Below are 21,565 nucleotides of genomic sequence, written 5' to 3' on the forward strand. Positions count from 1 at the left end.
CCAGCCCTCTCGGAGTCCTCGTAATGTCACGTGTTTGGAAGATCGTGCTGCTGGTCGTGGCGATCCTGGTGCTGGCCGTGGTCGGCCTGCGCGTCATTGGCGGGGGCAAGGACAAGGCTGGAAAACCTGCTGCGGGCGCGCGCCAGGGCGGGGAAGACCCGGATGCCGGCCCGGTGCCGGTAACCGTGGTCGAAGCCACGCGCCAGGACGTACCGGTGTATGCCAGCGCGCTGGGTACGGTGACCGCGATGAACACCGTCACCGTCAGCCCGCAGGTCGGCGGTCAGCTGATGAGCCTGAATTTCCGTGAAGGCCAGGAAGTGAAGCAGGGTGATGTGCTGGCGGTGATCGACCCGCGCACCGCCCAGGCCAGCTACGACCAGGCCGCTGCAGCCAAGCGCCAGAACGAGGCCCTGCTGGCCACCGCGCGCTCCAACTACCAGCGCTCGAACGCGCCGGAGTATCGCCAGTACGTCGCCAAGACCGATCTGGATACACAGCGAAACCAAGTGGCACAGTACGAAAGCGCCGTGGCCGCCAACGAGGCCAGCATGCGCTCGGCGCAGGTGCAGCTGCAGTACACCCGGGTCACCGCGCCGATCTCAGGCATCGCCGGCATCCGTGCGGTCGACGCCGGCAACGTGGTCAGCGCCGGTACCGCTCTGGTCACGCTGACCCAGATCCATCCGATCCACGTGCTGTTCAACCTGCCCGAGCGCCAGCTCGGCGATGTGCGCCAGGCGCAGGCCGCCGGCACGGTACCGGTGGCGGCGCTGGACCGCGCCGATTCGCACGTGCTGTCCGGCGACGGCAAGCTCGATGTGGTCGACAACCTGATCAGTGCCGACAGCGGCACGTTCAAGGCGCGCGCCCTGTTCGACAACACCGACAACGGCCTGTGGCCGGGCCAGTTCGTCAACGTGCGCATGCAGCTGCGCACGATTGCCGGCGGCGTGGTGATCCCCACCCAGGCGGTACTGCGTGGCCCGGATGGCGAGTACGTCTACATAGTGCAGGGCGACAACACGGTAAAGATGCAGACCGTGCGCAGCGGCGTGGAAGTGGGCGACAGCCAGGTGCAGATCGCCGAAGGCCTGAAGGGCGGCGAGCGGGTGGTCAGTGAAGGCCAGTTCCGCCTGAAGCCGGGCAGCAAGGTCACCGCACTGAAGCCGGGCGAGACCCCGGCCGCACCGACCGAGGCCGAACTGAAGGCAGCCGAGCAGAAGAACGCAGGCGGCGGTGGCCGTCGCGGTGGTGGCCCGCGCTGAGCGCAGGCCACTGATCTCCCTCGCGCCGGCGGACCTGCCGGCGCCGACATTGAAGTGCCAGCAAGGATCAGTCCGTGGGCTTTTCGACGATCTTCATCCGCCGCCCGATCGCCACCTCGCTGTTGATGGCGGGCCTGTTGCTGCTGGGCATCCTCGGTTACCGCAAGCTGCCGGTGTCGGCGCTGCCGGAAATCGATGCGCCCAGCCTGGTGGTCACCACCCAGTACCCCGGTGCGAACGCCACCACCATGGCCTCGCTGGTCACCACCCCGCTGGAGCGCCAGTTCGGGCAGATTTCCGGGCTGGAGCTGATGACCTCCGACTCGTCGGCCGGGTTGTCGACGATCATCCTGCAGTTCTCGATGGACCGCGACATCGACATCGCCGCGCAGGACGTGCAGGCGGCGATCCGCCAGGCCACCCTGCCCTCGTCGCTGCCCTACCAGCCGGTCTACAACCGGGTGAACCCGGCCGACGCGGCCATCGTCACCCTGAAACTGACCTCTGACACGCGCCCGCTGCGCGACGTCAACAATTACGCCGATTCCATCCTGGCCCAGCGCCTGTCGCAGGTGCAGGGCGTGGGCCTGGTCTCGATCGCCGGCAATGTGCGCCCGGCCGTGCGCATCCAGGTCAATCCGGCGCAGCTGTCGAACATGGGCCTGACCCTGGAGCAGCTGCGCAGCGCGCTGACCCAGGCCAACGTCAATGCGCCCAAGGGCTCGTTGAACGGCAAGACGCAGTCCTACAGCATCGGCACCAACGACCAGCTGGCCAGCGCCGCCGAGTACCGCGACACCATCATCAGCTACAAGAATGGCCGCCCGGTGCGGCTGTCGGACGTGGCCGAGGTAATCGATGGCGTGGAGAACGACCAGCTTGCCGCCTGGGCCGACGGCAAGCCGGCGGTACTGCTGGAAGTGCGCCGCCAGCCCGGTGCCAACATCGTGCAGACCGTCGAGCGCATCCGCGCCATCCTGCCGCAGCTGCAGGGCGTGCTGCCAGCCGACGTGCACCTGGAGATCTTCAACGACCGCACCGAGACCATCCGCGCCTCGGTGCATGAAGTGCAGTTCACCCTGATCCTGACCATCGGGCTGGTGGTGGCGGTGATCTTCGTGTTCCTGCGCCGGTTGTGGGCCACGATCATTCCCTCGGTGGCGGTGCCGTTGTCGCTGGCCGGCACCTTCGCGGTGATGGCCTTCGCCGGCATGTCGCTGGACAACCTCTCGCTGATGGCGCTGGTGGTGGCCACCGGCTTCGTGGTCGACGATGCGATCGTGATGATCGAGAACATCGTGCGCTACATCGAGCAGGGCAAGAGTGGCAAGGAAGCGGCCGAGATCGGCGCACGCCAGATCGGCTTCACCGTGCTGTCGCTGACGGTCTCGCTGGTGGCGGTGTTCCTGCCGCTGCTGCTGATGCCCGGCGTCACCGGCCGCCTGTTCCACGAGTTCGCGTGGGTGCTGAGCATCGCCGTGGTGCTGTCGATGCTGATCTCGCTGACGCTGACCCCGATGATGTGCGCCTACCTGCTCAAGCCCGATGCCCTGCCCGAGGGCGAGGACGCGCATGAGCGCGCGGCGGCGGCCGGCAAGCAGAACCTGTGGACGCGCACCGTCGGCCTCTACGAGCACAGCCTGGACTGGGTGCTTGGCCACCAGCGGCTGACCCTGGCCGTGGCCGGTGGCGCGCTGGTGCTGACCGTGCTGCTGTACGTGCTGATTCCCAAGGGCCTGCTGCCCGAACAGGACACCGGCCTGATCACCGGCGTGGTGCAGGCCGACCAGAACATCGCCTTCCCGCAGATGGAGCAGCGCACCAGGCAGGTGGCCGAAGCGCTGCGCCAGGATCCAGACGTGACCGGCGTGTCGGCCTTCATCGGTGCCGGCAGCATGAACCCCACGCTCAACCAGGGCCAGCTGTCGATCGTGCTGAAGGAGCGCAGCCAGCGCGACGGCCTGGACGAGATCCTGCCGCGCCTGCAGAAGGCAGTGGCCGGCATTCCGGGCGTGGCGCTGTACCTGAAGCCGGTGCAGGACGTAACCCTGGATACCCGCGTGGCCGCCACCGAGTACCAGTACTCGCTGTCGGACGTGGATTCGGCGACGGTGGCGACCCAGGCCACGCGCCTGACCGAAGCGCTGCGCAAGCGCCCGGAACTGGCCGACGTCGACAACAACCTGTCCAACCAGGGCCGCGCCCTGGAGCTGAACATCGACCGCGACAAGGCCAGCGTGCTGGGCGTGCCGATGCAGACCATCGACGACACGCTCTACGATGCGTTCGGCCAGCGCCAGATTTCGACCATCTTCACCGAGCTCAACCAGTATCGCGTGGTGCTGGAAGTGGCACCGGAGTTCCGCACCAGCACTGCGCTGATGGAACAGCTGGCCGTCGCCTCCAACGGCGCCGGCGCATTGACCGGCACCAATGCCACCAGCTTCGGCCAGGTCACCTCCTCCAACTCGTCCACCGCCACCGGCATCGGCGCGCAGAACACCGGCATCACCGTCGGCGCCGGCAACATCATCCCGCTGTCGGCGCTGGCCGAAGGCAAGGTCAGCAGCGCCCCGCTGGTGGTCAGCCACCAGCAGCAGCTGCCGGCGGTGACCGTGTCGTTCAACGTGGCGCCAGGCTATTCGCTGTCCGAAGCGGTGCGAGCGATCCAGGAGACCAAGGACAGCCTGGACATGCCCACCCACCTGCATGCCGAGTTCATCGGCAAGGCCGCCGAGTTCACCGGCAGCCAGACCGATGTGGTGTGGCTGCTGCTGGCCTCGCTGGTGGTGATCTACATCGTGCTGGGCGTGCTCTACGAGAGCTACATCCACCCGATCACGATCATCTCCACGCTGCCGCCGGCCGGTGTCGGCGCGCTGCTGGCGCTGATGCTGTGCGGGCTGAGCCTGTCGGTGGATGGCATCGTCGGCATCGTGCTGCTGATCGGCATCGTCAAGAAGAACGGCATCATGATGGTCGACTTCGCCATCGAAGCCCGCCGCGCCGGCGCCAACGCGCACGAAGCGATCCGCCGCGCCTGCCTGCTGCGCTTCCGCCCGATCATGATGACCACCGCCGCGGCCATGCTCGGCGCGCTGCCGCTGGCGCTGGGCACCGGCATCGGTTCGGAGCTGCGCCGCCCGCTGGGTATCGCCATCGTTGGAGGCCTGCTGCTGTCGCAGTTGGTGACCCTGTACACCACGCCGGTGATCTACCTGTACATGGAGCGCTTCTCCGAGTGGCTGGCGCGCCGCCGCGAACAGCGTGCGCTGCGCGACGGTTCGCTGCAGGAGCCGCAGGCATGATCCACGCCCCGCTGCCGTGGGGGGCCGCACGATGAACCTGTCCGGCCCCTTCATCCGCCGCCCGATCGGCACCGCACTGCTGGCCATCGGCTTGTTCATGGTCGGCCTGATCTGCTACCTGCGCCTGGGCGTATCGGCGCTGCCGAACATCGAGATCCCGGTGATCTTCGTGCATGCCAGCCAGTCCGGCGCCGACGCGGCGACCATGGCCTCGACGGTCACCGCGCCGCTGGAACGCCATCTCGGCCAGCTGCCGGGCATCGATCGCATGCGCTCGTCGAGCTCGGAAGGCAGCTCGCTGGTGTTCATGATCTTCCAGAGCGGCCACAACATCGATTCGGCGGCACTGGATGTACAAACGGCGATCAACTCGGCTCAGGCCGACCTGCCCTCGGGCATGGGCTCGCCGATGTACCAGAAGGCGAACCCGAACGACGACCCGGTGATCGCCATCGCGCTGACCTCGCAGACGCAGTCGGCCGACGAGCTCTACAACGTGGCCGACTCGCTGCTGGCGCAGCGCATCCGCCAGATCAGCGGCGTCGCCTCGGTCGACATCGCTGGCGCGTCGACGCCAGCGGTGCGCGTGGACGTCAACCTGCGCCTGATGAACGCGCTGGGCCTGACCGCCGATGACCTGCGCAACGCAGTGCGCGCGGCCAACGTGACCTCGCCCACCGGCTTCCTCAGCGATGGCAACACCACCACGGCGATCATCGCCAACGACTCGGTGGCGCGCGCCGCCGACTTCGCCGACCTGGTAGTCAAGACCCAGGGCGACGGCCGGGTGATCCGGCTGAAGGACATCGCCAACGTCTACGACGGCCAGCAGGATGCCTACCAGGCGGCGTGGTTCGACCACAAGCCGGCGGTGGTGATGTACGTGTTCACCCGTGCCGGCGCCAACATCGTGGAGACCGTGGACCGGGTCAAGGCGCAGATCCCGACCCTGCGCGACTACCTGCAGCCGGGCACCACGATGACGCCGTACTTCGACCGTACGCCGACCATCCGTTCGTCGCTGCATGAAGTGCAGGTCACCCTGCTGATCAGCCTGGCAATGGTGGTGCTGACCATGGCGCTGTTCCTGCGCCGGCTGGCACCCACCCTGATCGCGGCGGTGACCGTGCCGCTGTCGCTGGCCGGCGCCGCGCTGGTCATGTACGTGATGGGCTTCACCCTGAACAACCTGAGCCTGCTGGCGCTGGTGATCGCGATCGGCTTCGTGGTCGACGATGCGATCGTGGTGATCGAGAACATCATGCGCCACCTCGACGAAGGCATGCCGCGCATGCAGGCGGCGTTGACCGGTGCGCGCGAGATCGGCTTCACCATCGTCTCGATCACCGCCTCGCTGGTGGCGGTGTTCATCCCGCTGCTGTTCGCCAGCGGCATGATGGGCGCGTTCTTCCGCGAGTTCACCGTGACCCTGGTGGCGGCCATCGTGGTCTCGATGATCGTCTCGCTGACGTTGACCCCGGCGCTGTGCAGCCGCTTCCTCAGCGCGCACGACCACAGCGCGCCGCCGTCGCGTTTCGGCCGCTGGCTGGATGCCGGCCACGAGCGGATGCTGCGCATCTACACCGTGTTCCTCGATTTCTCGCTGCGCCACGCGCTGCTGCTGTCGCTGACGCCACTGATCCTGATCGGCGTCACCATCTTCCTGTTCGGCGCGGTGAAGAAGGGCGCGTTCCCGCCGCAGGACACCGGCCTGATCTGGGGCCGCGCCAACTCCAGTGCCACCGTGTCGTTCGAGGACATGGTCGCGCGCCAGCGCCGCATCACCGACATGCTGATGGCCGACCCGGCGGTGAAGACGGTGGGTGTACGCCTGGGCAGCGGCCGCCAGGGCTCCAGTGCACAGTTCAACATCGAGCTGAAATCACGCAGCGACGGCCGCCGCGAAACCACCGCGCATGCGTTGGCGCGCCTCAGCGCCAAGGCCGATCGCTATCCCGACCTGCAGCTGCGCCTGCGCGCGATCCAGGACCTGCCCAGCAACGATGGCGGCGGTTCCAGCCAGGGCGCGCAGTACCGCATCTCGCTGCAGGGCAACGACCTGGCCGCACTGCAGGAATGGCTGCCCAAGCTGCAGGCGGAACTGAAGAAGAACCCGAAGCTGCGCGACGTCGGCACCGACGTGGACAATGCCGGCCTGCGCCAGAACATCCAGATCGACCGCGCAAAGGCCGCGCGCCTGGGCATCACAGTGGGCGCCATCGACGGCGCGCTGTATGGTGCGTTCGGCCAGCGCCAGATCTCTACCATCTATTCGGACATCAACCAGTACAGCGTCGTGGTCAATGCCCTGCCCTCGCAGACCGCCACCCCGGCGGCGCTGGATGAGGTGTACGTGCGTGCGCGCAACGGCGACATGGTGCCGATCACCGCGGTGGCCACGCAGATGCCTGGCCTGGCCCCATCGCAGATCACCCACGAGAACCAGTACACGACGATGGACCTCAGCTACAACCTGGCTCCCAACGTGAGCATGGGCGAGGCCAAGGCGATCATCGACGCGACCGTGGCCGGCATGCGCATGCCCGGCGACATCCGCCTGGCCGACGATGCGGGCTTCGGCTTCAACTCCGATCCCAGCGACATGCTGATCCTGGTGTTCGCCGCAATCCTGACCGTGTACCTGGTACTGGGCATGCTCTACGAGAGCCTGATCCACCCGGTCACCATCCTGTCCACGCTGCCGGCGGCGGGTGTCGGTGCGCTGCTGGCCCTGTTCGGCACCAACACCGAGCTGTCGGTGATCTCGATGATCGCGCTGGTGCTGCTGATCGGCATCGTCAAGAAGAACGCGATCATGATGATCGACTTCGCACTGGTGGCGCAGCGCGAGCATGGGCTGGCGCCGCGCGATGCCGCACGCGAGGCCAGCATCGTGCGCTTCCGCCCGATCATGATGACCACGATGGTCGCGATCCTGGCCGCAGTGCCGCTGGCGATCGGCCTGGGTGAAGGGTCCGAGCTGCGCCGCCCGCTGGGCATCGCGATGATCGGCGGCCTGCTGTTCTCGCAGAGCCTGACCCTGCTCAGTACGCCGGCACTGTACGTGATCTTCTCCTGCCTGGCCGAGCGCTGGCGCGCCCGTCGCGCGCGCAGGCGCGAAGCGAAGCTGCTCAAGCGCGCGCAGCGGGCGTAGTAGAGCCCATCCACGCATGGCGTGGATCTAGTTCTCGGTACTGCGAATCTGCCGGCCAGCGGCCGGCACTACCACCGGCGCGGAGGGTGGGTGCGGACCGTTGGTCCGCACGCCTCCGGGTTTGACGTGCTGTAACGAAAAGAGAACAATTCCCCTCCAGCCATGGTCCTGCGCCCCTTCGCGGCGCCCCGCTGCCCTCTCCGGCAAGCCTGCGTGATCCCAGCCATCAACCTTTCCCCCCATGCGGGCGGATGGCGCGTGGCCGTTCGCCGAGGATGACTGAACCATGCTCCTGCACCCACTCTGCCGCCCGGCGCTGCTTGCCGTTTCCCTGTCACTGGCCTGTGCCGCGCATGCCCAGTCCGTACCCGAGCGCACCCATCGGAACCGCAGTGCCACCGATCTGGATGCGGTGAAGGTCACCGCCGAACGCACCCACGCCGATACCGGCGCCCTTGGTGATCGCGTGCTGCGTGATACCCCGTTCGCGATCACCGCCGTGGGCCGCGAGCAGATCGAGCAGCGCCAAGTGGTCTCGCTGGGCGAAGCGTTCCTGCTCGACCCTTCGGTCACCACCCAGATCAGCGCCTATGCCAGTGGCTGGAGTTCGCCGATCCGCAACCGTGGCATCGACCTGAACTTCGACAGCTATCGCGTCAATGGCCTGCAGGTTTCCTCGTGGGGTACCGAGTGGCCGCTGGAAGTGATGGAACAGGTCGATCTGCTGAAAGGCCCGGGTGGATTCCTTTATGGTTTCGGTGCCCCCGGTGGCATCGTCAACTACATCACCAAGAAGCCGACCGACACGCCCACCTTCTCCGCCCAGCTGGGCTGGCGCGAGCAGGGCATCGTCAGTGGCGGGATGGACGTCGGCGGCCGCTTCGGCAACGAGCAGATGTTCGGTTATCGCTTCAATGCTTTCGAGGAAAAGGGTGAGACCTTCAATGGTGGCCACGTCGATCGCAAGGTGGGCGCACTGTCGCTGGACGCGCGCCTGAGCGACGCACTGATCTGGACCTTCGACGGCGTGTTCCAGTCACGCGACCTGCGCGAGGAATCGCCGCAGTACTACTTCCGCGGACTGACCTCGTTACCACGGCCGATCGCCGGGAATTCCGGCAACAGTGTCCCCGGCACCTACTACGACACTCGTTCCAGCCTGTTGTCGACCCGCTTGGACTGGCAGATCAACAGCGACTGGAAAACCAGCCTGAGTTACGGCGTCACCACCTCGTGGAATGACGTCAACAAGATCTTCGCCTACATCGATTCGCCCAATGGCGACTATGACGTCAACGTCTATGAACTGGGTGGCAAGAGCGAGTGGAAGCTGGCGCAGGCGATGCTGCAGGGCAGCTTCCACACCGGTCCGCTGCAGCATCAGGTGGTGGCAGGCATCAGTCACCAGACCGGGCTGGGCTGGGACCGTCCCTACGAATGGAGCCTGATCGGCCGCGCCAACCTGTACCAGCGCCATGCCATCCGCCATGACGCCGTCGGTTCACGGGTGATGACCCGCGGCGACGAGACCGTGCAGCAGGCCGTGTTCGCAAGCGATACCGTCGATCTCGGCAACGGCTGGTCGGTGCTGGCGGGCTGGCGCTACAACGATTACGAGACCAAGGGCCGCTACCACACCTATCCGGTCACACCGACCTATGCCGTGATGTTCAAGCCCAGCGAGGCGGTCACCCTCTACGCCAGCTACATCGAATCGCTGGAAGCGGGCAGCCGCGTAGGCAACAACTACATCAACGCCGGTGATGTGCTCGACCCGACCCTCAGCAAGCAGTACGAGATCGGCGCGAAGGCCGAGGCCGCGCGCTGGAACGCGAACGTGGCGGCGTTCCGGCTGGAACGTGGCGCCAACATCGATGAACTCACACCGGCCGGCAAGCGCCTGGTGCAGGACGGCATCACGCTGTACGAAGGCATCGAGGCCAGTGCCGACCTGCACCTCAGCGATGTCCTCACGGTTGGCGGAGGCGTCACCTGGCTGGACCCGACCTACGACAGGCTGTCCCCGGCCAGCGCTGCACAGGAGGGCAACCGTACCGCCGGTGCGGCGCGCTGGAGCGGGGCCGTGCACGCCACCTACCAGCTGCGGGTGGATGGCCTGGAAACATACGCCGCGGTGCGCTACTACGGCGATGTCTGGTACGACGCCGACAACACCCTGAAGCTGCCCGATTACACGCTGGTCAATGCAGGCATCGGCTACCGCCTGCTCGCCTCCGGTCATCCGCTGACCGTGCGCGCCAGCGTCGAGAACCTGGCCAACCGGAAGTACTGGTCCAACGCCGGCACAGGCCTGCCACGTACGTTCGCTGTGAGCGTGCGGTTCGACATGTAGGGTCCGGCAGCACCGTGGGTGCGGACCGTTGGTCCGCACTCCATATTTCACGCGCAGCCCGCAATAATGGTGGAAGACCCTTCCACCGAGCCTGCATGTCCGCCCGCCAATCCCGCCTCAGCCGACTGTGGGCCCACGAAAAGGCCAGCTACGGCCTGCGCGTGTTCATCGCGCTGACCGCGGCCGTGGCCGTGTGCTGGCAGTTCGAGGCGCTGACCGCCCTGCCCGGCGTGTTCCTCGGCATCATCGCAAGCGCCATCGCAGAAACCGACGACAACTGGTGGGGCCGGACCAAGGCCGTGGTGTTGTCCCTGTTGTGCTTCTGCATTGCGGCGGCTTCGGTGATCTGGCTGTTCCCGTGGCCGTGGATCTTCATCGGCGCGCTGGCACTGTCCACCTTCGGCCTGACCCTGCTTGGCGCGCTCGGCGAGCGCTACGCATCCATTGCCCAGGCCACGGTGACGCTGGCGATCTACACGATGATCGGCCTGGAACAACATGGTGCCAGCGACCTGCACAGCGCACTGGAAGCGGTCAGCCATCTGCTGGCCGGTGCGGTCTGGTACGGGCTGTTGTCGATCCTGTGGGCCGCGTTGTTCGCCAACCGGCCGGTGCGCGAACGCGTGGCGCGGCTGTACCTTGAGCTGGGCCGCTACCTGCAGCTGAAGGCTGCGCTGTTCGAGCCGGTGCGCGAAGCCGACCTGCAACGTCGCCAGCTCGACCTGGCCGAACAGAACCGCCGTGTGGTGGGTGCGTTGAACGAGGCCAAGACCGCGATCCTGGCCCGCTTCGGCCGCTCCGGCCGGCCCGGGGTGAACTCCGGCCTGTACCTGCGCCTGTACTACATGGCGCAGGATTTCCACGAGCGCGCCAGTTCCTCGCACTACCCGTATGGCGCGCTGGTGGACGCCTTCTTCCACAGCGATGTGCTTTACCGCTGCCAGCGCCTGCTCGACCTGCAGGGCCAGGCCTGTGCCCGCCTGGGCGAGGCGATCCGGCTGCGTCGTCCGTTCGTATACGGCGAAAGCAACCAGCAGGCCGGGCGCGACCTGGCCGACGCGCTCGCCTACCTGCGTGACCAGCAGCGCCCGCAGTGGCAGCGCCTGCTCGGCTCGCTGGACCTGCTGGTTCACAACCTGCGCAGCATCGAGCGCCGCCTGCTGGATGCCGAACGTTCCGAAGCCAGCCTGGACAACGTCGACACCCGCCTGCGCGACAGCAACCCGCATACCCTGCGCGAGATGGGCGTGCGCATCCGCCAGCAGCTCACGCCCGGCTCGGTGCTGTTCCGCCATGGCCTGCGCATGGCACTGGCGCTGATCGCCGGCTTTGCAGCGATCCGGCTGTTCAATGCGCAGAACGGTTCATGGGTACTGCTGACCATCGTGTTCGTGTGCCGGCCCAACTTCGGCGCCACCCGCCAGCGCCTGGCACAGCGCATCGTCGGCACCGTCGCCGGACTGGTGCTGACCTGGGCACTGCTGCAGCTGTTCCCGCAGCTGCACGTACAGCTGCTGATCGCACTGCTGTCGGCACTGTTGTTCTTCTTCACCCGCACCGACCGCTACCTGGTGGCATCAGCCGCGATCACCGTGATGGCGCTGACCTGCTTCAACCTGATCGGCGATGGCTTCGTGCTGATCGTACCGCGCATGGTCGATACGCTGTTGGGCTGCGCGATCGCAGCGGCGGCAGCGTTCCTGATCCTGCCCGACTGGCAGGGCCGCCAGCTGCATCTCGTCCTGGCACGCGTGCTGGACACTGCCGCTCGCTACCTGGATTCGGTGCTGGGCCAGTACCGCAGCGGCATGCGCGACGACCTGGCCTACCGCATCGCCCGCCGCGACATGCACAACGCCGACGCCGCGCTGTCCACCGCACTGTCGAACATGCTGCGCGAACCCGGCCACGTGCGCCGCAACCTGGATGCCGGCTTCCGCTTCTTGGCGCTGTCCAACACGCTGCTGGGGCATCTGTCGGCGCTGGGTGCGCACCGCGACCAGGTGGACAGCTACGCAGGCGATCCACTGGCGCTGGCCGCGGGCGATCGCGTGCGCAAGGCACTTCAGGAGCTGGCGACGGCGCTGACCGCGCGGCAACCCGTCGCGGACGATGACAACGACGCCGACCGCGCGGTGGCCGCCGAGCTGGAGCAGATCGACGAGGCGATGCCACCGAAACTGCAGTTGATCCGTACCCAGATGGCGCTGGTACTGCGCATGCTGCCGAAGGTGCGTGCCGCGGCCAATGAGGCGGCGACCAACCTGACCTGATCCCTCATCGCTGATCGGGCATCCCATCCACGCAGGGCGTGGATCTGCTGCGCCGCGTGCAACGGCGCGTTGCACCGGGCGATGCAGTTCGATCACGCCGCCACGCGGATACTGGGCAATCGCCCGCTCTGGATCATCACCATGAAAATCGAACTCAGCGGCCGCACCGCGCTGGTGACCGCCTCCACCGCCGGCATCGGCCTGGCCATCGCCCAGGGCCTGGCCAGCGCTGGTGCGCGGGTCGTTCTCAATGGCCGCAGCACCGACAGCGTCGAGCGCGCCCGCCGACACCTGCTCGCGGCCGTGCCGGTAGCCGACGTATTGGGTGTCGCCGCCGACCTCTCCGATGCGGCCGGTGTCGATACGCTGCTGGCTGGGCTGCCGAGGGTCGACATCCTGGTCAACAACGCTGGCATCTTCGGCCCAGAGGATTTCTTCCAGACCGATGACGCCACCTGGGAGCGCTACTGGCAGACCAACGTGATGTCCGGCGTACGCCTGTCGCGTGCGCTGCTGCCAGCGATGGTCGATGCCGGCTGGGGCCGCGTGCTGTTCATCTCGTCCGAATCGGCGCGCAACATTCCGTCCGACATGATCCATTACGGGGTCAGCAAGACCGCGCAGCTGTCACTGTCACGCGGCCTGGCCAAGCGCGTGGCCGGCAGTGGCGTCACCGTCAACGCAGTGCTGCCTGGCCCGACCCTGTCCGATGGCTTCGCCGCGATGTTCGAGGATGAACGCCAGCGCAGCGGCAAGCCGCTGGAACAGATCGGCCGCGAGTTCGTGATGGCGCACCGGCCGTCTTCGGTGATCCAGCGCACCGCTACGGTCGAGGAAGTGGCCAACATGGTGGTGTACCTGGCCTCGCCGCAGGCTTCCGCCACCTCCGGCGCGGCGCTGCGCGTGGACGGCGGCGTGGTCGACGATATCGTCTGAGGGTGCTGGCAGGTGTGCGGACCAGCGGTCCGCACCCACAGGTCCGCACCCACAGCGGATGGGCAGGAATGCTAGGCTGCGCCGGTCAAGGAGGCTCCATGTCCGGTCACAACCAATTCGCCCTGCTGCGCCAGCGCCGTTTCCTGCCGTTCTTCGTCGTACAGGCGCTCGGTGCGTTCAACGACAACGTGTACCGGCAGGCGATCATCAGCATGTTGCTGTTCATGGCCGTGCCGGAGGAAGAACTGGGGTTGTACGCCACCCTGGCACCGGCCATCTTCATCCTGCCGTATTTCCTGTTCTCGGCGCTGGCCGGGCAGATCGCCGACAAACTGGAAAAATCGCGGCTGATCGTGATCACCACCACCATGGAGATCGTGATCATGTCGCTGGCGGCCACCGGCTTCCTCACCCAGAGCCTGCCGGTGCTGCTGGTCGCGCTGTTCTGTACCGGCATGCAGTCCACCCTGTTCGGCCCGGTGAAGTATTCGGTGCTGCCGTCGGTGCTCAGGCCCGAGGAACTGACCGGCGGCAACGGCCTGGTCGAGATGGGGACCTCGATGTCGATCCTCTCCGGCATGATCGTCGGCGGCCTGGTGTTCACCGTGGCCGGCAGCCACGGTACGGTGGTGGCTTCGTGCGCGATCATCGCCCTGGCGATCTGCGGCAACATCGCCGCGCGCCTGATTCCCAGGGTCGATGCAGGCGACCCGACCCTGAAGATCAACTGGAACCCGTTGCCGGAATCGCTGGCGGTACTGCGCATGGCGCGCCAGCAGAAGGCCGTGCGCAACTCGATCCTGGGCGTGTCCTGGTTCTGGTTCGTTGGCACCGTGCTGACCTCGCAGCTACCGGCCTACGCGGTGACCAACCTGGGCGGCGAGCCGACCCTGTACATCTTTGCGCTGGCCCTGTTCTCGGTCGGCACCGGCGTCGGCTCGCTGCTGTGCGAGAAGCTGTCGGCACGCACGGTGGAAATCGGCCTGGTGCCGCTGGGTGCGTTCGGCATGACCGCCTTCCTGCTCGACCTGTACTTCGCCCGCAGCGGCGAAGCGACCGTGCACGGGCTGATCATTGGTCCGTTCCTGCAGCAGCCCGGCAGCATCCGCATCGTCATCGACCTGGTCGGCATCGGCCTGTTCACCGGCATCTTCGTGGTGCCGCTGTTCGCACTGATCCAGAGCCGCACGCCGAAGGCGCAGATGTCGCGCGTGTTCGCCGCACTGAACATCCAGAACTCGGGCTTCATCGTCGCTGCGGCGTTGCTGTCGCTGGCCGCGCACAAGCTGCTGCACTGGACCATTCCGCAGCAGTTCCTGGCGCTGGCCATCGCCAACGCGCTGGTGGCGATCTACATCTTCACCATCGTCCCTGAATTCCTGATGCGCTTCCTCAGCTGGCTGATGGTGCGCACCCTGTACCGGCTGCGCCCGCACGGCATCGAGGCCAACGTGCCGGACGAAGGCGCCGCGCTGCTGGTCTGCAACCACGTCAGCTACATGGACGCGCTGATCCTGTCGGCGACGATTCCGCGCCCGGTGCGCTTCGTCATGTACTACAGGATCTTCAACATCCCGGTAATGCGCTGGATCTTCCGGACCGCCAAGGCAATCCCGATCGCCGGTGCTCGCGAAGACCCGGCACTGATGCAGCGCGCGTTCGACGAGATCGACGCTGCGCTGGCCGAAGGCGAACTGGTCTGCATCTTCCCGAGGGTGCGCTGACCCGCGACGGGGAAATGGCGCCGTTCAAGTCCGGCGTCGAGAAGATCCTCGAGCGGCGGCCGGTGCCGGTGGTGCCGATGGCGCTGCGCGGCATGTGGTCGAGCATGTGGAGCCGGCGCGACAGCCGCCTCGGCCGCATGCGCGTACCGCGCCGCTTCCGCGCCACCGTGGAGGTGGTGGCCGCACCGGCGGTGGATGGCCGCACCACCCGCGCCCCGGTGCTGGAGGCCCAGGTGCGGGCCCTGCGTGGCGATCACGCCTGATCGGCCGCGCGGCCGCCGGTAACCCTTCCAGGCAACAGCCCCCATTCCCCTGCAGACACGGCTTCTGTTTCCCTACAGGGGCCCGTCAAAAGCTTCCGGTCAATGGCCATACACTCCAGTATCTGACTGTAACCGCATACATGCAGCGCGGGTTGAGGTAGATTACGCACCCACAGGGGGGAGGTCCGGCCAATGCACCATGGCCGGCCACCGAGGAATGGAGTCTCGCTTTGAATCAACCACCACCGCTCAGCCGTCCGGTCTACATCCCCAACCATCTGGTCTGGGCGATCCTGACGACGCTGTTCTGCTGCCTGCCGCTGGGCGTGGTGTCGATCGTGTATGCCTCCCAGGTCGATGGCCGCCGCGCGGCGGGCGACCTGCCGGGGGCCTACAGCGCGTCGCGCAAGGCGGGCTGGTGGGCAGTGGCTTCGGCCGTGGCCCTCCCGGTCCTGTTGCTGTTGTGGTTCGGGCTGTTCGGCGGCTTGGCCGTACTGGGCGCTCTTTCCGAAACGTAATTCACCACTACCACCCATCAAGGAGCTTGAACCCATGAACACCGCTACTCCGCAGGTCCCGAACAATCTCGTCTGGGCGATCCTGAGCACCCTGTTCTGCTGCCTGCCGGCCGGCATCGTGTCGATCGTCTACGCCGCCCAGGTCAACGGCAAGCTGGCCGCTGGCGACATCGCCGGCGCGCAGGAATCCTCGGCGAAGGCCAAGAAGTGGGCCATCTGGTCGGCGATCGCGGCCGTCGTGGTCGGCGTGCTGTACGGCATCCTGATTGTCGCCGTGGGCGGCATGGGCGCCATGAGCGGCGGCAGCAGCTACTGATGCCCCTGGACGGATCCGGCGCCCGCGCCGGATCCGTTGCTGCATGTCCGCGCTTCCCGCCCGCTCCCGATTCGCCCGCTGGGCGCCGCTGCTGGCCTCTGCCGGCCTCGCCGCCGGTGCTGCGGCGGTGTTGCGCAACGTCAATCCGTATGCCGCCGGCAATCCCTTGCCGGGCTGTCCGCTGTACGCGCTGACCGGCCTGTACTGCCCGGGCTGCGGCAGCACGCGCTGCCTGTACTCCCTGGTCCATTTCGACCTGCCCGGCGCGATGGGATGAACCCGTTGCTGGTCATCAGCCTGCCATTCCTGCTGCTGATGCTGCTGAACGTCGCCGGCATCCGTCCACGTGTGCTCGATCCGCTGATGCGGATACTGGCCAATCCCACGTTCTGGCTCTGGGTGCTTCCCGGCTATGCGCTGCTGCGCAACCTGCCGTGGGCGCCATTCACCGCGCTGGCACCGATCTAGGTTGCCAGCCGACGGCGCAGCCCCTCGTGGTGGGCGGCGTTTGAAGGCAGAAGCCTTGGGGTTGGCCGGGCGGGATGGGTTTGCGGGGGACGCCGTGAATCCGTCCGTGGAGGCTTGGCCGCGGCATCCATGCCGCGGACACCCCCGCAAACCCATCCCGCCCGGCCACGGACAGTTTCCGTGTGCGTCCACCACGGAAAAGAAAGAGAAGATCAAAAGCGGAAGCGGATCGCTTCGCTGCGCTCGCTCGGAGCCGAGCATGGCTCGGCTCTACAGAACGTCAGTGCGCGGAAAACTGTCGAAGGCGGGGTGGGTCGGATGGCGGGGTGTGAGCCGCATGGATGCGGCGACCAAGCCTCCATGGACGGATTCACGGCGTCCCCCGTTATCCGACCCACCCCGCCAATTCGCAGCAATCCAGCCATTGCTGTTGCTGTTGCTGTTGCCTCTGCAGGTGCAGGGCTGCAAGCCCTGCAAAACAACTACGTCACCCAGCCTGCAATCACCAGCAGGGCGAGCACCGCCAGCCACAACAGCAGCATCCGCCACACCAGGCTCATCGCATCACGCAGGTCCGGCAGCCGCTGCCACACCGGCAACAGCCCCGCCTCGGTGTAATCGTGCGCGTCCTCGCGCAGCTCGGCGTTGACGCTGGCCCGCGCCACCGCGCCCAGGAACCCGATGGAGCCGGCCAGGCGTTCGCCATGGGCCTGGCGCCAGGCCTTCCACGCCGTATCGAAGTTGCCGACCAGCGCCATCGAGAACGCCATCAGCTGCGCTACCGGCCACTCGATCCAGCCCAGCAGGCGCTGCGCCAGCGCCAGCGGCTCCACCGGCACGCGTGCACGCATCGGGCTTTCCGCCATCAACGCCAGCAAGCGGTAGCCCAGCGCACCGGCCGGGCCCAGCAGCAGGAACCAGAACAGCACCGCGAACCAGCGACGCAGCGCATTGAGCACCGTCGCCTCGACCAGCGACGGCACGTCTTCGCGCAGGCTGCCACCGGCGGCCTGCAGGTTGCGCACGGCTGCCTGCCGCGTCGCGGCGTCGTCCGCATCAATGATCGCTTCGATATCCCGATCCAGGTCACGCGGCCCCCAGCACCAGGCCAGCACGGCCACACCCAGCAGCAGCGACGGCAGGCCGAACAGCACTCCGCGCAGCAGCCACGCCAGCAGCCCCATCAGCAGCAACGGCGGCAGCAGCGCCAGCGCCACTCCAGCCGGTCCCTGCCAGGCCTTGCCACCACGCGCGTCCAGCCAGCCCAGCCAGCGCCGGAAGCCGTCGAAACGGCGCATCGAGGCGGCAGCGGCCGGGGCAACGTGGCCCAGGGCCAGCGCCACCAGCACGGCGGCCAGAGTGGTGAACATGGCAGGTCTCCCTACGAAACAGAACGCTCGGCGCCGCTACCTTACCTGTCGCAGCGGTGCCCTCGCGGGTGAACCGGACTGTAACCCGGGCCGTGTTCAGGTGGCGGCAATACAGCTGCCACGACCGGCCCGGCCGAAACGCCGACTCAGCCTCGCTGCTGGCGGTACCAGTGTTCGATCAGGCCCCGCGAAATCGAGATCGGTGGCGACAGGCGGATGCCCTGGCCGTCGTCCTCCACATCGCGCGCCAACGCGGCGCCGACCTCGTCGGCACTGAACCAGCGCGCGTCTTCCAGCTCGCCATCCACGGTCGGCAGGTCGTCATGCGCCTGTGCACGGAAGCCGACCATCAGCGCGCCGGGGAACGGCCACGGCTGCGAACCGAGGTACTGGCAGGCGGTCACCCGCACCTTGCTCTCCTCATGGACTTCGCGCACCACGGTCTGCTCGAAGGTCTCGCCGGGTTCGACGAAGCCGGCCAGCACCGAGTAACGGCGCGGGGCCCAGTTCGACTGCCGGCCAAGCAGCAGCCGGCCCTGGTTTTCCACGGCGACGATCACCGCCGGATCGACGCGCGGATAGTGTTCGGTGGAACACTGCGCACAACGGCCGACGAAGCCGCCACGGGCAAACGCCACCGCGCCGCCGCATACGCCGCAGAAGCGGGTGCGCGAGTGCCAGTAGGACATGCCACGGGCATAGCTGAAAGCGGTGGCATCGGCCATCGGCCACAACAACGCAGCCTGGCGCAGATCGAGTCGGCGTGGCGCGCTCACGGTGACATTGCTGGCTTCAACCGAGAACCATGCCTGATCACCGCGCAGCCCCAGGAAAACTGCGGCGCCCGGGCCACCGCCGACGTCGGCGCCGGTCAGCGCCAGCGGCTGGTCGTCATCGCCGGTGAAGGCGCTGCCATCGTGATCGAGGACGAGGATGCGCGCGCCCGGCCACAGGCGCGCCAGTGCATCAGCATCTTCGCGCAGGGCATCGGCGCGCTCCAACGGTTCGCCAACGAAGGCGAAACCGGAAAGCGGCGAAGGAGTATTGGGCATCCGCCAAGCGTGCCGCCAATCGATGCAGGTGGCAAGCCGCAGGCTTTGCGGAAACCGCCTGTGGGTCCGGAGCTTGCTCCACACACCTTGTCGCGCGGGACACAGGTCCCGCGCCCTGGTTACATGCTGAAACTGCTGCCGCAGCCGCAGGTGGTCTTTGCGTTGGGGTTGCGGATCACGAACTGGGCACCGGTCAGGCTCTCGGTGTAATCCACCTCCGCGCCCATCAGGTACTGCAGGCTCAGCGGATCGACCAGCAGGGTCACCCCGCTGGTCTGTACCGCCAGGTCATCCTCGGCACGGTTCTCGTCGAACTCGAACCCGTACTGGAAGCCCGAACAGCCGCCTCCCTCGATGTACACACGCAGGGCCAGGTCGGGGTTGCCCTCTTCCTGGATCAGGGATTTGACCTTGGCGGCCGCCGACTCGGTGAAGTTCAGCGGGCGCTCCAGCGATTGGTAATCGGGCGCGGCAACCGGGGTGGCGCCGGGCAGGGAGACTAGCGTGCTCATGCTGCCAGCATGGGGGTGCCGACGACGGCTTTCAAGCCATCGCCTCGGCCAGCTTGCGACGCGCGGCGGTATCGCCCTTGCCATCATGGGCGTCTTCGCCTTCCGGCGCCGGCAAGGCTGCCATCGGGGCGCTGGCATGGATCAGGCGGCCGTTCAGCTGCGCGCCCGCGTTCATCTCCACCACCTGGTAATGGACGTTGCCATTGACCCGTGCGCTCGGGGTCAACTCGACCTTCTCGGTGGCGTGTACATCGCCGTCCAGGCGGCCGCTGATGACCACCACCTGGGCCCGGATCTCACCTTCGATCACGCCGTGCTCGGCAACCGTCAGGGTCGCACCACTGGCGCCTTCGGCGGCGATCACCTTGCCGTGGATGCGGCCTTCCACATACAGGCCACCACTGAATTCCACATCCCGCGGATCACCACCTGGTTGCCGATCAGGGCATCCACCACCAGCTGGCCTTCACGGTTGGATTTGCTGCTTCCGAACATCTGCCTACTCCCTTTGCTGGCCGGCGCACCGGCCTGTTTCCAGTCGAATACCTGGGTGGTACCCCCCGTACCACTCCCCAATGTCACCCGCACGCGTTGCGGGGTGAAGTCAGCCGGCAGCATCACGCTGCCGGTGAGCTGCTGGAAGTACCGGAACGAGTAGTCCTGTCCCGGCACCTTGCTGCGCTGGTGCAGATCATCCCAGCTGATCGTGGCCAGCTTGCCGTTCTTCACGCCTTCCACGGTGAAGCGCATCTGCCCCTGGCTGATGGCCCCGCGGTTGAGGTTCTGGGTCAGCACGGCGGTGTACTGCCAGGTGCCGGCCGCTTCCGGGCTGAACTCGATCGAATGGGTGTTCAGGCCCTTGCGCTGGCTGGTCGAGCCGACCAGCCGCTCATAGAAGGCAACATCGGCGCGCAGCCCGGCGATTTCCTCATCGCGCTCTGCCAGCGAGGACTGCACCTCGGTATTGGCGGCACGGCTGATGCGGTCAGAGGCTTCCAGCGTGGCCTGCTTCTGGCGCAGCTCGGTCAGCTGTGCCTGCAGCGCCTCGGCACGCTTTTCGGCGGCCTGCAGGCGCTGGCCCTGGGCATCGCGCGGGTGGCCATCCAGCAGCCGCCAAGCACCGCCAGCACCAGGCTGAGCAGCCAGATGCCGCCGATCACCAGCAGGCGGCGACGGTCGGCAGGCGGTTGCGGCGCGCCGGGCAGGCGGACCTGCACGCGCATGGGAGGACGGTTGGTCATGGGTGGTTTCCGGGGTATCGCAAGGGCGACACCGGTACGGCCCCTGTGGCAAACGACGGGCTAGTGTATGACAGGACGGGTGGGTTTCCTGCGCAGTGGCCGGCCACGGTCGGTGGCGTTCAGGCACGCCATCGTCGATAGTGTGGCCCCCTGCACAGTTCCGTCGCCGGAGCACCGCCATGACCGAAGCCCACCTGTTCGTGATCGGCATCCTGCTGGCCTGGCTGGCCGGTATCCGCGTCTACCTCACCGTGTTCGGTGTCGGCCTGGCCGGGCTGCTTGGCTGGGTCGACCTCCCCCCGCCCTGCAGGCCACCGAATCCTGGTGGGTGCTGGGCACCTCGGCGGCGCTGGCGGTGGCCGAATTCTTCGCCGACAAGATCCCTGGCGTGGATTCGGTGTGGGACCTGGTGCAGACGCTCGCGCGCGTACCGGCCGGCGCATTCCTTGCGGCGGCCACGCTGTCGCCGGATGGCCAGCTGGGCACCGGTGCGCTCGCCGCCGGCGCCGGCGTCGCCCTGGCCAGCCATGGCCTGAAGGCCGGTACCCGCGCCCTGCTCAACACCTCGCCGGAACCGGCCAGCAACTGGGTCGCCTCTGCGGCCGAAGACACCGTCGTGATCGGTGGCCTGGCCCTCGCCCTGGCACACCCGTGGATCGCGCTGATCGTGGTACTGGCCTGCAGCCTGGCCGGTGCGCTGCTGGTGTGGCTGGTCTGGCGCGCCCTGTGGAAGGGCGTGCGCTGGCTGGCGCGCGGTGCATCGGCAGCACCGCCAGGGCACACCGGTACCGGCTGAGCGCCGGGCTTGT

Annotated in this window: 11 protein-coding genes and 5 pseudogenes; 11 read left to right on the plus strand and 5 right to left on the minus strand. The window is 67.2% G+C overall.

All coding sequences use genetic code 11. The annotated features are described in order from the left end of the window. Positions 1-23 precede the first annotated feature (23 nt). From DL544_RS19035 to DL544_RS19080, 10 genes and pseudogenes are all read left to right on the plus strand, one after another. A complete protein-coding gene (locus DL544_RS19035) occupies positions 24-1,268 on the plus strand; it encodes an efflux RND transporter periplasmic adaptor subunit (protein ID WP_065186765.1) in 1,245 nt (414 codons plus the stop codon). A gap of 74 nt (positions 1,269-1,342) precedes the next feature. After that, positions 1,343-4,576: an efflux RND transporter permease subunit gene (locus DL544_RS19040; RefSeq protein WP_065186764.1), complete on the plus strand. Its 3,234-nt coding sequence runs from the start codon at positions 1,343-1,345 to the stop codon at positions 4,574-4,576. 31 nt (positions 4,577-4,607) lie between these two features. Beyond that, positions 4,608-7,730: an efflux RND transporter permease subunit gene (locus DL544_RS19045; protein ID WP_065186763.1), complete on the plus strand. Its 3,123-nt coding sequence runs from the start codon at positions 4,608-4,610 to the stop codon at positions 7,728-7,730. 286 nt (positions 7,731-8,016) lie between these two features. Continuing rightward, a complete protein-coding gene (locus tag DL544_RS19050) occupies positions 8,017-10,083 on the plus strand; it encodes a TonB-dependent siderophore receptor (RefSeq protein ID WP_139727830.1) in 2,067 nt (688 codons plus the stop codon). A 95-nt stretch (positions 10,084-10,178) separates the two neighbouring features. After that, a complete protein-coding gene (gene yccS / locus DL544_RS19055) occupies positions 10,179-12,356 on the plus strand; it encodes a YccS family putative transporter (protein ID WP_139727832.1) in 2,178 nt (725 codons plus the stop codon). Positions 12,357-12,497: 141 nt separating this feature from the next. Beyond that, positions 12,498-13,292 (plus strand): SDR family NAD(P)-dependent oxidoreductase, encoded by a 795-nt coding sequence (locus DL544_RS19060; RefSeq protein ID WP_065178885.1) that lies wholly within the window; start codon positions 12,498-12,500, stop codon positions 13,290-13,292. Positions 13,293-13,390: 98 nt separating this feature from the next. Continuing rightward, positions 13,391-15,279: pseudogene (locus DL544_RS19065) on the plus strand (MFS transporter). Positions 15,280-15,509: 230 nt separating this feature from the next. Then, entirely contained in the window at positions 15,510-15,797 is a 288-nt protein-coding gene (locus DL544_RS19070; RefSeq protein WP_065198178.1) for a CD225/dispanin family protein, read from the plus strand. A gap of 34 nt (positions 15,798-15,831) precedes the next feature. After that, positions 15,832-16,113 carry a CD225/dispanin family protein gene (locus DL544_RS19075; protein WP_065198179.1) on the plus strand — a complete coding sequence of 94 codons (282 nt, stop codon included), beginning with the start codon at positions 15,832-15,834 and terminating at the stop codon, positions 16,111-16,113. A gap of 43 nt (positions 16,114-16,156) precedes the next feature. Further along, positions 16,157-16,581: pseudogene (locus DL544_RS19080) on the plus strand (DUF2752 domain-containing protein). Between the two features lie 482 nt (positions 16,582-17,063). Here DL544_RS19080 and ampE read toward each other — a convergent pair. The 5 genes and pseudogenes from ampE to DL544_RS19105 form a co-directional block, all read right to left on the minus strand. After that, the gene (gene ampE / locus DL544_RS19085; RefSeq protein WP_139727835.1) at positions 17,064-17,951 is read right to left on the minus strand and encodes a regulatory signaling modulator protein AmpE; all 888 of its coding nucleotides are present in this window, start codon (positions 17,949-17,951) and stop codon (positions 17,064-17,066) included. 146 nt (positions 17,952-18,097) lie between these two features. Next, on the minus strand, positions 18,098-19,003 hold the full coding sequence (gene nudC / locus DL544_RS19090; RefSeq protein ID WP_065178883.1) for an NAD(+) diphosphatase: 906 nt from the start codon (positions 19,001-19,003) through the stop codon (positions 18,098-18,100). A 119-nt stretch (positions 19,004-19,122) separates the two neighbouring features. Continuing rightward, complete coding sequence (erpA, locus tag DL544_RS19095) at positions 19,123-19,515, minus strand: iron-sulfur cluster insertion protein ErpA (RefSeq protein ID WP_005419789.1); 393 nt, start codon at positions 19,513-19,515, stop codon at positions 19,123-19,125. Between the two features lie 31 nt (positions 19,516-19,546). Beyond that, positions 19,547-20,010, minus strand: a pseudogene (locus tag DL544_RS19100) (bactofilin family protein). Between the two features lie 9 nt (positions 20,011-20,019). Next, a pseudogene (locus DL544_RS19105) lies at positions 20,020-20,756 on the minus strand (DUF6776 family protein); the annotation flags it as partial. A 179-nt stretch (positions 20,757-20,935) separates the two neighbouring features. Between DL544_RS19105 and DL544_RS19110 the strand changes: the two are divergent. After that, positions 20,936-21,552: pseudogene (locus DL544_RS19110) on the plus strand (DUF4126 domain-containing protein). The last annotated feature ends 13 nt before the right edge of the window (positions 21,553-21,565 follow it).

Source organism: Stenotrophomonas sp. pho (assembly GCF_006228405.1).
Taxonomy (GTDB): Bacteria; Pseudomonadota; Gammaproteobacteria; order Xanthomonadales; family Xanthomonadaceae; genus Stenotrophomonas; species Stenotrophomonas sepilia.